12 protein-coding genes are annotated in these 12,730 nt (G+C 37.8%); 3 read left to right on the forward strand and 9 right to left on the reverse strand.

Features of this window, described 5'->3' with window-relative positions:
* Positions 1-45 precede the first annotated feature (45 nt).
* From AC6ER8_RS05355 to AC6ER8_RS05365, 3 genes are all read left to right on the forward strand, one after another.
* Positions 46-765 (forward strand): ABC transporter permease, encoded by a 720-nt coding sequence (locus AC6ER8_RS05355; RefSeq protein ID WP_497077717.1) that lies wholly within the window; start codon positions 46-48, stop codon positions 763-765.
* The gene (locus AC6ER8_RS05360; protein ID WP_497077718.1) at positions 765-1,472 is read left to right on the forward strand and encodes an ABC transporter permease; all 708 of its coding nucleotides are present in this window, start codon (positions 765-767) and stop codon (positions 1,470-1,472) included. The genes AC6ER8_RS05355 and AC6ER8_RS05360 overlap by 1 nt, the downstream gene beginning before the upstream one ends.
* 80 nt (positions 1,473-1,552) lie before the next feature.
* Complete coding sequence (locus AC6ER8_RS05365; RefSeq protein WP_497077719.1) at positions 1,553-2,326, forward strand: amino acid ABC transporter ATP-binding protein; 774 nt, start codon at positions 1,553-1,555, stop codon at positions 2,324-2,326.
* A gap of 20 nt (positions 2,327-2,346) precedes the next feature.
* Here AC6ER8_RS05365 and lpxB read toward each other — a convergent pair whose 3' ends face one another.
* The 9 genes from lpxB to frr all read right to left on the reverse strand — a co-directional run bounded on the left by lpxB (position 2,347) and on the right by frr (position 12,719).
* Entirely contained in the window at positions 2,347-3,543 is a 1,197-nt protein-coding gene (gene lpxB, locus AC6ER8_RS05370) for a lipid-A-disaccharide synthase (protein ID WP_497079617.1), read from the reverse strand.
* On the reverse strand, positions 3,536-4,408 hold the full coding sequence (locus AC6ER8_RS05375; protein ID WP_497077720.1) for an LpxI family protein: 873 nt from the start codon (positions 4,406-4,408) through the stop codon (positions 3,536-3,538). The genes lpxB and AC6ER8_RS05375 overlap by 8 nt, the downstream gene beginning before the upstream one ends.
* 2 nt (positions 4,409-4,410) lie before the next feature.
* The gene (lpxA, locus tag AC6ER8_RS05380) at positions 4,411-5,235 is read right to left on the reverse strand and encodes an acyl-ACP--UDP-N-acetylglucosamine O-acyltransferase (protein WP_497077721.1); all 825 of its coding nucleotides are present in this window, start codon (positions 5,233-5,235) and stop codon (positions 4,411-4,413) included.
* A 24-nt stretch (positions 5,236-5,259) separates the two neighbouring features.
* On the reverse strand, positions 5,260-5,727 hold the full coding sequence (gene fabZ / locus AC6ER8_RS05385; RefSeq protein ID WP_497077722.1) for a 3-hydroxyacyl-ACP dehydratase FabZ: 468 nt from the start codon (positions 5,725-5,727) through the stop codon (positions 5,260-5,262).
* A 1-nt stretch (position 5,728) separates the two neighbouring features.
* Positions 5,729-6,775: a UDP-3-O-(3-hydroxymyristoyl)glucosamine N-acyltransferase gene (lpxD, locus tag AC6ER8_RS05390; RefSeq protein WP_497077723.1), complete on the reverse strand. Its 1,047-nt coding sequence runs from the start codon at positions 6,773-6,775 to the stop codon at positions 5,729-5,731.
* 64 nt (positions 6,776-6,839) lie between these two features.
* Positions 6,840-9,236 carry an outer membrane protein assembly factor BamA gene (bamA, locus tag AC6ER8_RS05395; protein WP_497077724.1) on the reverse strand — a complete coding sequence of 799 codons (2,397 nt, stop codon included), beginning with the start codon at positions 9,234-9,236 and terminating at the stop codon, positions 6,840-6,842.
* Between the two features lie 201 nt (positions 9,237-9,437).
* On the reverse strand, positions 9,438-10,586 hold the full coding sequence (gene rseP / locus AC6ER8_RS05400) for an RIP metalloprotease RseP (protein WP_497077725.1): 1,149 nt from the start codon (positions 10,584-10,586) through the stop codon (positions 9,438-9,440).
* Between the two features lie 15 nt (positions 10,587-10,601).
* Positions 10,602-11,417: a phosphatidate cytidylyltransferase gene (locus AC6ER8_RS05405; RefSeq protein WP_497077726.1), complete on the reverse strand. Its 816-nt coding sequence runs from the start codon at positions 11,415-11,417 to the stop codon at positions 10,602-10,604.
* A gap of 741 nt (positions 11,418-12,158) precedes the next feature.
* Complete coding sequence (frr, locus tag AC6ER8_RS05410; RefSeq protein ID WP_497077727.1) at positions 12,159-12,719, reverse strand: ribosome recycling factor; 561 nt, start codon at positions 12,717-12,719, stop codon at positions 12,159-12,161.
* Positions 12,720-12,730 lie beyond the last annotated feature (11 nt).

Consider the following 12,730-nt stretch of genomic DNA (forward strand, 5'->3'; position numbering starts at 1 on the left):
TTATTTCTAAAAAATATTATCTAACTCTTCAAGAGGAACATAAAAATGATTGAAAGTTTAGCATTGCTATCTTTTAGCAATGGTGGCTGGGGAATGGTTATACTTTCTAGTGCAGGAGTGACATTGTCATTAGCATTATGTTGTGGCCTTCTAGGACTTCCTCTAGGGCTTCTCAATGCAATGATGATTCGATCCAATATTAAGATCGCCAAAACTATAGCACGTCTCTTTTCAACGGTATTTCGTGGACTACCAGAGCTTTTAACCTTATTTTTAGTATACTACGGATTACAAAGCCTTATTCAAAATGTCTTTGACTATTTTAATTTTGAAGTCATGTTCAGTATTAATGCTTTTGTTGCTGGTGTTCTCGCACTCAGTATGGTTCTTGCTTCCTTTTCTTGTGAAGTTTGGCTTGGAGCATTTAACATTTTTGATAAAGGTCAATATGAAGCGGCTAAAGCTTTAGGCCTTTCACGGTCAACCACATTTTTCCGTATTGTCTTTCCTCAACTCATCCAAAACGCCTTACCAGGACTTTCTAATAATTGGCTTACTTTACTGAAAGATACATCCCTCGTTTCAACCATCGCGCTTGTTGACCTTATGCGACAAACGAATTTAGCTGTCGCTGCAACCAATGAACCCATGCTATTTTATCTTGTTGCCTGCTTACTCTATTTATTATTTTCAGCGTTTTTTACTGTAATCTTACACCGTTTGGAAACATATACTCAAATGGGCTATAAAAAGGTACTAAGTTAATGATTCCTGAATGGCTTTATTTTCTTTTTAATCCTGATCTTTTAAGCCGTTATGGGCCCAAATTTATTGATGGCTTTATTGTTACTATTAAGCTTGTTTCTATCTCTTGTTCTCTTGGTTTTTTCCTTGGTATGCTTATCGCTTTTGCACGTTTATCAAAAAATAAATTTTTACAATATCTTGCAAATGCTTATGTCTATTTCTTCCGCGGTTCTCCTTTGTTAGCCCAACTCTTCCTTTTTTATTATGGACTTGGTTCCATGAACAGTTTTTGGCAACAAGTTGGTCTATGGTGGTTTTTTCAAAACGCATGGTATTGTTGTCTTTTTATTTTTACACTCAATTCTGCTGCCTATCAATCTGAGATCTTTAAGGGAAGTTTCCTATCCGTAAAAACTGGACAACGTGAAGCATCAAAAGCTTTAGGTCTGAGCAATTCTATTACATTTTTTAAAATTATTCTTCCACAAGCAATGATTGTAGCATTACGCCCATTGGGAAATGAGTTGATTTTAATGATTAAATCCAGTGCCATTGCCTCACTTATTACTGTTTATGACTTAATGGGGATTGCTAAACTCACTTATTCACGTACATTTGATTTTCAAGTTTACGTTTGGGCTGCTCTTATCTATCTTTTTATGGTTGAACTTATTCATCGTTTTATTGTTTTTATCGAACATCACCTCACTCGATATTTACGATAAAATAAAACGATCATAAAAAACTTTACCAAATCCAAATGTTGAATTAATCAATTTATCCATCAATGAAAGAATAAAAAAAGATGAATTTAAAAAATAAGCTATCGATCTCTCCTAGTCAAAACCCTGTGATCTCCATTCGAAACCTCAATAAATGGTATGGAAACTTTCAGGTCCTCCATGACATCAATTTTGATGTTCAAGCTGGTGAACATATCGTTATTTGTGGTCCATCCGGATCAGGAAAATCAACACTCATTCGTTGTATGAACCAATTAGAACAAGCACAAAAAGGTTCAATCTGTATCCATAACGTTGACATCAACACCGCTCCTGTACAACAGCAAAAAAATGTTCTTCGAAAGATAGGAATGGTTTTTCAGAACTTTAATTTATTTCCTCACATGAGTGTTATACAAAATTGTATTTTAGCTCCTATGACGGTTCAAGGACTTTCCAAACAACAAGCAAAAGAACGCGCAATTCGTTACTTAACGCATGTCGGGATTGAAAAACACTGTGAAAAATATCCTTTACAACTTTCTGGTGGACAACAGCAACGTGTTGCGATTGCCCGTGCGCTTTGTATGGAACCTGAAGTCATGCTTTTTGATGAGCCCACTTCAGCTCTTGATCCAGAAAGTGTGGGGGAAGTTTTGGAAGTCATGGCTCGATTGGCTGATACAGGGATTACAATGCTCTGTGTTACCCATGAAATGGGCTTTGCACGTAAAGTCTCAGAAAGAATACTCTTTTTAGAAAATGGAAAAATTGTTGAAGATACAAACTCGGACACATTTTTTACCGCCCCTCAAAGCCAACGTGCGTGTGATTTTCTTGCTAAAATTAAACATTAATTATCAAAATATTGTTTTATTTATATAATTTCAGTTCTGTTTTTTAAAAGAGTGATAATTTTTTGTGCACCGACAATTCCCGATGGGACTTCAATTTTCATTTTCTGTTCCACCTCCTCAAAAGCATCGAGTTGAGCTTGACGCAATAAAGGATTAGATAAAAGTTGTTCTAACTGTCTTGCTAACATGCCAGGGCGGATTAATTCATTCAAATATTCCGGAACAATAGGTCTATCAGCAATGATATTTGGAAGGGCTGCACTCCATAACATCATTTTTGGAAAAATAAACAGTCTAGAAAAATAATCAAGTTTATAGCATAGAATCGTAGGAATTTTTGCTAAGGCTAATTCAAGAGAAACCGTTCCATGGGCCGCAAGAGCTGCATCCGCTTGCGCAAAAGCACGCCATTTTTCATCCTCACCAACAACAATTTCTACTTTACTTTTCCAGCCCTGCACAAAATCACGAATTCTATCCACCAAATGGGGTAAAGTTGGTAAAATAATCTGTAAATGAGGAATACGTTGACCAAGAATCTCTACTGTTTCTCGAAAAATAGGCATTAAAGAACGAATCTCTAAATTGCGTGACCCTGGCAAAATAACTAATGTCAGCGATGATGTTTGTTGATCACACAAATTTCCTTGCTTTACCTGGTGCTTTTTTTCTGACTGAACTTTCAAAAGAGGAGGATATGTCAAAAGACGATGTCCAACATAGGTGGTCGTAGGACCTCCCAAATCCTGCATAACCTTTTCTTCAAAAGGAAAAACCGCTAAAACATGATCAATAAAGCCGCGCATAGCTTTTGCACGCTCTGGCCTCCATGCCCAAACGGTTGGTGCAATATATTTAATAATCGGAATAGAAGGCGCTAAAACACGTACCTTTTTTGCAACACGATGCGTGAAATCAGGACTATCAATAATAATTAAACAATCAGGTTGTTCTCGCGCGATAAATTTGGATAAATTGCGAATATGAAGCAACAACAACGGTAATTTTTTTAATACTTCTTTTAAACCTATTAAAGCAATATCATGAGAATCAAAAAAGCTTTTTAAACCTAAGGCCTTTAAATGCGTTCCCCCAACACCTATCAAATGAATGTTGCATCCTATTTGTTGTGATAAACAAGAAATTAAATCTGCCCCCAGTAAATCACCAGATTCCTCACCTGCAACTACAGCAATCTTTAAAAAACCATCATTCATGATCAGACTTTTCAAATGTTTCTATAAATAGAGAATATTTGTTGGCTTTTTCTACTGTTGTTTTCACTGATAATATTAGACTTCTATTTGCCTCTACCGCAATACCAGATAAACCACTCTTTGCAATATTCATTATTGTGGCAGGCCCAATTGATGGCAAATCAACGCGATCATCCTGTTGAGGCTTTGCACATTTAACAAGAACACCACCTTTAGGGGGAATTTTCCCTCTTTCTCGCATTTCATAAACACGCCACAACATATTATCAGTTCCCTCAGCGCCCTCTAGAGCAACCACCCTTCCTTGGACAACGACAACGGCTTGCCCGACATCCAATTGACCTAAAAGCTTTGCTGCTTGTGCTGCTAAAAGAATATCTTTTTTCTCTTTCTGCGTCGCACGCCGTACTGTTAAATTAAATTCTATAGGCGCTAAAAGATCTGAGACTATTTCGTGAGCACCAATAACACAAAAACCATGCGCTTCAATAACCCTTATAAAAGCTTTTAATAACGCATCGTCCCCCCTCCTCAAAGCTCCGATTAACTTAGGAAGAGCTAAAAATGTTGTCCAGTCCAGTTGCAATTGTGTAAGAAGTGGTCGCTTTTTCACACCACCTGCCAAAACAACATTATAAACGCCAGCTTCTTTTAAGATTTTAACAAGTCGCGCTAATTCTACAATTGATAGTTCACAATGCTCATAGCGGTAAAGAACAGAATCCGCCTCACCCTGCAAAAGCACAAGAAAAGGATTTTCTCCATTCTTCTCAAGAGCCTGCGCAACAGTAATCGGTAGAACACCACTTCCTGCTATAACAGCAGTACGGCCGGAAAGAACATTTCTGGCACCCCAAATAGGCATTTTTAATCCTTATGTTCTTTTATTCTATCACCTTCAAATTTTGGTGTACAATAAAAACGTCTTCCTTCTTCTCTAATAAAATTAACAACGTCGGCAACCGACTGAGAGGAAGAATAGAAAGAAGCAACATCATCGACACGTTCTTTAAATGGCTTGCTATGATCAAAAAGCATAGAAACCGCATGACGAAGTGCGTGAATATCTTGACGCTTAAGCCCTGCACGCTTCATGCCGATAATATTCAATCCAGCAAGTTTTGCCTGCACACCAACAGCTGTTCCATAAGGAATTAGATCACCTACCAGTGCAGATACACCGCCAATAAATGCATGATGTCCAACACGAACAAATTGGTGAACAGCAGCACCACCACCGATAATCACATAATCACCAATCGTAACGTGACCAGCAATCATTACGTTATTAGCAAATGTTACATGATTGCCTACATGACAATCGTGAGCAATATGCGCATAACAAAAAAATTGGCAATTATCACCAACAATCGTCACTCCCACACTCGAATCGGAGCCTCTATGCATTGTTACGCCTTCACGAATCGTACAATTTTTACCAATAGAAAGAGTTGTATCTCCCCCTTTATGTTTATTATTTTGTGGCTCTGCTCCCAAAACGGCATGAGAAAAAACCTTACTCTTGGCCCCTAAAGTTGTCTTTCCCATGATTACAACATGACTTGTCAAACTACATTCATCACCAATAACAGCCTCTGAACTAATATGGCAAAATGGCCCAACGCGTACATTCTCACCAAGCTGTGCTCCCTTCTCTACAAGGGCAGTTGGATGGATTCTCGTACCGGACATTTTAAAATTCCCATCAAATATCGTTTATTCTTCTTCAACAATCATCGCAGCAATTTCTGCTTCAGCGACGCAGACATCTTCTACTTTTGCAACACATGAAAAGCGCCTCATGCCAGATCTCCTTTTTAAAAGCTGAACATGAATCTTGAGCTGATCACCAGGCATAACCGGCTTACGAAATTTCGCATTATCAACCGTCATAAGGTAAACTAGATTCGTTCGTTTATTGCCTAAATTTAAAAGTGCTATTGCTCCTGCCGTTTGTGCCATAGCTTCTAAAATCAAAACGCCAGGCATAACAGGCTTTGCGGGAAAATGTCCCGTAAAATGTGGTTCATTAATCGTTATATTTTTAATACCAATCGCTTCTTGTTCACCATCAATATCAACGATACGATCGATTAATAAAAATGGATAACGATGCGGTAATATCGATAGCAGTTTTTCAATATCAACAGCCTCTAATTTTTTTACTCCTTCAGTGCTGATCATATCAGCTTTTCTCCTTTTTAATTTTTCCCATACTGCGTAACGTCGCTACTTCACGAAACCATTGTTTAAATGGTCGCGCTGGACTACCTCCCCATTTTTCACCATCCGGAATGTCATTCATAACACCACTGCGCGCTGCAATCTGAACACATTTACCTATAACAATATGATCCGCTACTCCAACACTTCCGCCAAGCTGAGACATATCCCCTATCGATGTACTTCCTGCGATTCCACATTGAGCAGCAATAAGGCAATAACGGCCAATTTTTACATTGTGAGCAATTTGTACAAGATTATCAATCTTGCTGCCTTCTCCAATAACAGTATCTTGAAATGTCCCACGATCAATCGTTGTGTTCGCACCAATTTCTACATCATCCTCAATAATAACGCGACCAAGTTGTGGGATTTTCTCAATTCCAGAAGTACTCCCAACATAACCAAAACCGTCTTGTCCAACGCAAACACCAGGATAAAGCTGAACCCTATCACCGATTAAAGAACATTGAACAGTTACTTTAGGAGCAATATAGCAATCACGTCCAATACGGCAATTTTCACCAATAACAGCTGTGGATGAAACAAGAGTTCCTGCCCCAATCTCAACATTTCTACCAATAACTGCTCCCGCTTCAATACACACATCATGGGCAAATTTAGCCGTTGGATGAATATGCGCATGCGGTGAAATCCCTTTTTCTCCCAACCAGGGCATCGGCTTGACAGAATCAGGAAACAAAATACGACCAATCTGAGCAAAATCCCGCTGCGGTGTAGATGTCACTAAAATTGCCATCGTTTCAGGAACTTTAAAAACAATATCATTCGTACAAAAAACAGCAGCAGCAGAACTGTCTAGTAAAGCATCAGAAAACTTCCGATGCTCTACAAAAATAAGGGAACCTTCTACAGCACTGTCAAGCGAAGAAAGAGTATTAATAACTTTATGAGAAAACTCTGGATTAAGAAGCTTTGCACCCGTCAACTCAGCAACATTTGCAACTGTTAATTGCCGGGACGGCGTAAAAAAAAATGTATCCGCCATCAAAACACTTTCTCTCCCAGCCTAAGCTATTTTCTTCAAGTTTTTCCTTCTTAAAACACTCAAATTAGAACTTCGTAGAAATACCAAAGTTCAATTGCTGCAAACGATCACCTTCTTGCTTTGTTATTGGCCAAGCATAATCAAAACGCAACGGACCAAATGGAGATTCCCACATCAAACTCACACCTGCAGATGAGCGCCAAGCACTTTTGGTATTGGTAACAGGCGGTTCCCCACTAAAAACGGCTTTATAATTATTGCCATAAAGCGTAGCAACATCCGCAAATAAAGCACCGCGTAATCCAAATCCTTCAGGCACAACAGGAATAGGAAACTGCACTTCAGCAGTTGCATTCATATATGTCGTTCCCCCTAAGAAATAAACTTCACCTTTACTGGAAATCTGACGTGGACCTATCCCATTGTATTTGAACCCTCGGATCATATCAGTATTGGCTTTAAACATATCGAAAATACGAACACCCTCTTTGCCTGTTCCGTGGATATAACCACCGCCAAAGGAAAGCAAACCAACAATATCTCTCTGATCAGAAAGAGTTTTGTACATCATCGCCTTACCCGTGGTCTTCAAGAATTTTGCATTTCCACCAAGTCCTGCATATTCCTGAAGAAGATGCACATACCACCCATCATGGGGATTTCTCATATCGTCAATCGTATTATAGGTTAAACCATAACTAATTGATGAACGTTTCCATGGGCTGTTCTTTGCCGCTTGAACAATCGCACCAGAATATTTCCCATATAATTCTATTATATCACTCTCTTTGTCAAAATCATACTCTCCGCCAAAGTCATATTCTTCCTGTACATAAGAATAAGCAACATTTGCAGATAATTGATTATTAATCGGTAACGAAAACCGTAATGATCCTCCTGTCTGTCGTACATCATAGGCTTTATCAGCACGATAAGTACTACGAAAAACATCAATACCAGCCGATAAACGGTACCCTAAAAAATATGGATCAACAAATGATAAATTATAATTACGAGATTTCTCTTGCCCCGCTCCTAACCCTAAACGAACATACTGGCCACGTCCTCCAAGATTACGCTCAGTAACTGAAACTTCAAGTGACATACCAGGGCTTGTTCCTCCCGTCGTATATCCCCCAGAAAGAGAGAGATCTCCTGTTGAAGCTTCAACGACATCTATCACTAAAATAACCTGATCAGATTGATCAGTGGGAACCATCGAAATATTAACAGCTTTGAAGAAACCTAAACTTTCCAGACGACGCTTTGCTCGTTGTAATAAAGTCTGATTGTAGGCATCTCCTTCATTCAAATCAAGCTCACGGCGAATAACGTAATCACGGGTTTTCTCATTGCCACGGATATCAATACGCTGAATGTAAGCACGTGTACCTTGTTCAATATTATATAAAATTGAAATTGTATGATTTGCCAAATCACGGTTTCCCCGCGGCTCAACTTTAGCAAAAGCATACCCAGAATCAGCAACCTTATTATTAATAATTGCGACAGACTGTTCAATATCCTCTGCGCTATAAACATTACCTGGTTGGGTTTTAAGCTTGCTTTTTACAGATTGAATATCAATTCCATCAACATCACTTTCAATCTGAATATCACTAATTTTATAGCGCGGACCTTCATCAAGAAGGAAAGAAATTTTATACGTATTGCTTGCAGCATCAAAAGTCGCTTTAGAGGAAACAACACGAAAATCTGCATAACCACGATTATAATAAAAGCGACGTAAAGCTTCTTCATCAGCAGCAAGACGTTCTTCGCTATAAACATCGCCTCCTAACAACTTCGAAAAAATTCCTGAAGATTTTGTTGAAATCACATCACGCAAACGACGGTTTCCAAAGACACTATTTCCCCTAAAAGTAATATCACCAATCTTTGTTTTTTGTCCTTCAACCACATTAAATACCACATTAACACGCCCTTTTCCAAGGTTAATCGTTTGAACGTTAACAGTGACATTATTACGGCCAAGCGTTTTATAAGCTTCACGAATTGTATTTATATCAGCAGAAAGCTTAGCAGAGTTAAAAGGCTCATTCGGTTTTAAAGAAATAAACCGTTTAAGATCTGGGTCTTTAAAAGATTTATTTCCCTGAAATAATACTTGATTGACAACCTCGTATTCTTTTACGAACACAACCAATTTATCACCTACTTGATTTATTTTAACATCATAAAATAAACCTAATGCGAAAAGATTCTTCACAGCATGATCGACATCACCCCTGGAAACCCCTTGTCCAGCCTTAATACCCATATTGTCACGAATCGCCTGAGAACTCACGAATTTATTCCCACGAACCTCAATAGAACGGACTACAGACGCTTGTATTTCCCCAACCGCAGCAATTGACATAAAGACCGCTGCCGGAGCGATCATCCCCATCTTTAACACCAACACAGATGCTGCATTTAAAAACTTTGAATTCGTAGTCATTGGTTTTTTTACCTTACTCTTGTTCCTTAGACATGATGCCTTAAAAAGCTATGCCATAACAACCTTTTTACTGCGAGACTTTTTATCCCTTAATTACCCATTATAATATACAACGCCACAACATTTTGCAGACATGGTAAACGACCTTCAATTTATTTTTGCTATTATTACCCAATTTATAAAGTCTTTTCCATAATTTAATTAGCTAAACCAACAAAAATAATCATTAAAAAAGACAAAAATCATAAAAAGGAGAAGAAGGGAAAAACCTAAACGAACAACCATTCCCTGAATTTTAGCGGATATCTTCCTCCTTGTGATGACCTCAATAACATGAAATACAAGATGCCCACCATCAAGCGGTAGAATCGGAAAAAGGTTAATAATCCCAACACTTATTGAAAGAATAGCAGCCAAATTCAATAAAGAGATAAAACCTGTCTCACTTACTTTCCAAGCAATTTTAACGGTTTTAGAAGGACCACTTAATTGACAACGATCTTCTTTACCCCCGATTAAACGACTCATAAAAAGAACAGTTTGAGTGGCAATAAATACTGTACGGTTTGATGCTTCTTTTACCGCTTTTATAAAACCATAACGGACATGCTTTATATAAACTGGATCTACATTTGAAGGATTATTTAAATCGACAGGCCCCCCCACACCTATCATAGCAATTTGTGTTAGATTCCCAAATCCATCATCTCGCTCAACAACTTCCGGGGTAATGACCGTTGTAAACTCTCGCCCCATGCGTTCTATTTTAAACTCTATCGGTTTTTTTCCATGAAAAGCCACATAATTCATCAAGTCTTTAAAACTTTCAACCCGTTGACCATCCATTTCAATAAAACGGTCTCCTAACGCTAAACCAGACTGAACAGCAGGGCCCTCTTTTACCAAAGAGCCAACAACAGGTTCAATGATAACACGACCATAAATAAAGAAAAAAAATGTTAGAATAACAACAGTAAAAAGGGCATTAAATAAAGGACCAGCAAAAACAGTTGCTGCTTTTTTCCAAGCATGTGCACCAGCAAATGAACCATCAATAATCGGAGATGATTGGGATGATACCGTATCGTTTTTTTCCTCTTCTCCAACAAACTTTACATAACCTCCTAAGGGGATAAGCGCTAAACGCCACTTCGTACCATGCTTATCTGTGTAACTGGCTATTTGTGGCCCAAATCCAAGTGAAAAAACCAAAGCCTTGATACCACACCACCGCCCAATGAGATAATGCCCAAGTTCGTGCACAAAAATGATAATCATAACGATGAAAAGAATACTCAAACTTCTTAAAAGAATGTCACCCGTCGTGACCATATGATTTAAAAATTCCAAAATACCTTCTCCCCATTAAACCATACTAAAAAGATTAAAAGGTGTGTCCATATCAGACATAAAAGAACCAATTAAATAAAGAAGTAAAACCGCTCCTACCAACCCATCCATGCGGTCCATAAATCCACCATGTCCAGGCAACAAAGAGCTAGAATCTTTAACAGAAAAGTGCCTTTTAAACCATGATTGTCCTAAATCACTTACTTGGGAAACAATTGATAAAATAAGTGTAAGGAGTGGCACAAAAAAACTTGCTAAATTGATATCAAAAAATCCAAAAGCAACCCATAGACCACCTAAAACGCCGAATAATGTACCTCCAAGTGCTCCAGACCATGTTTTATTAGGAGAAAATTGTGGTGCTAATTTAGGCCCCCCCAATGCACGGCCGATAAAATATCCACCAATATCTGTTCCCCACACTATCGTAAATAAGAAAATAACAACTTGAAACCCCAACATCTCATGGTCCCGTAAAAAGCATAAAGCCGCAACAGGAAAAGATGCATATAAAAAACCACAAAAAACCCAACCATTCTTTTTTTTAGAAAGAATAGCCAGGACCAAAGCCAAAAAAACTAAAACACAAAAAACCAATGAAGCAGATAATCTCGACACTAAAAAAAAGCCAAAGAGAAAATAAAAAATACTTGCTAATATTTTTTGTAAAACACACCACTTCTCCTGCGTAATACGCATCCACTCATAAAGAATAAAACCACCAATACACCATGCAAATATAATGAAGTAGATTCCTCCCAGCCACGTTAGATACAAAGCAATAACGCCAAATATAAAAGCTGTCAGAACGCGATAGACCAAATTAGACAAAACAACATCCAAACAATAAAAGTAAAAAAATACAAACTCTAAAATTGATGCAACAAAAATTCCCTACACAGTATTTTTATTGCACACTTGTACAAATTCCTCTTATAATTTATCATAAATGATCTCATCTACCAAGATAGCGCTTACAAGACGAATAATCAATGAGAACAGCTTCAAAAATCTCCCTTATTAAAGCTAATCCTAAAATAATTTTTTCAATATTTTTTAAATTAAAATGAGAAAGAAACTATCTACGCCCCACATAAATTAATTCACAGAAGTTTCGTATAAAAACTTTCCTATCAGTTCTTCGCCATAAAAAAATGAATACCCCATAACATCCGCTTGACCCATCCTATGTGCATATTTTCCTATGTGCATATTTTATCGTTGAATGTAAGAGCAATGCATTATACTTTTCTCAGCTCCATCTTAGAATATTGAAGTAATCTTTAATGTTTTTAATCATGTAGCTTAACAACGACATACTGAACAAAAAATTCTTAGCACGTTGTTAAATAGTTTCCTTCAGCAAAGGGCATAATTTGCTGCGCAAATTAAAGAATAAAAGCAATCAGCCTTTTCTAATGAATCTTTCCCTTATAAACTACAAAGATGATAAAATAACCTCCTGTATCACACCACCTTGCTATCACAGTGTGATTACTTACCTGCTCTTAATCTATAAAGACAATTTACACACTGGACATATAATATCTTTTTTCTGATGAAAAAACGGTTCTAAACGTGCATAATTTCAGATTCTTTCACAGCTAAAATTTTATCGATATCAGCAATAGTCTCATCTGTGAGTTTTTGAACTTTTTCAGATAAATTATGGGCTTCATCTTGTCCGATTTCACCATCTTTTTCTAACTTTTTCAAATTGTCCATACCATCCCGACGAACATGACGTGTAGCAACACGCGCTTGCTCTGCATAGTGATGCGCAATTTTTACAAGTTCTTTACGACGCTCTTCATTCAATTCAGGTAAAGGAATACGTAAAGTCGCACCATCCGTTATGGGATTCAAACCAAGACCAGAATCACGGATAGCACGCTCAACAGCTCCTACCATCGTTTTATCCCAAACAGAAACGGAAAGCATCCGAGGTTCGGGAACAGAGATATTTGCAACCTGATTGATGTGCACAACAGAACCATAAGATTCAACAGTCAACGGTTCTAATAAACTGGCCGATGCTCGCCCCGTCCGCAAACCACCCAATTCATGTTTAAAAGCTGTAATAGCACCATCCATACGACGTTTCAGATCATCCATAATTGACGTAATATTCATATTTATGCCTC

Source organism: Bartonella sp. SL320, assembly GCF_059687635.1.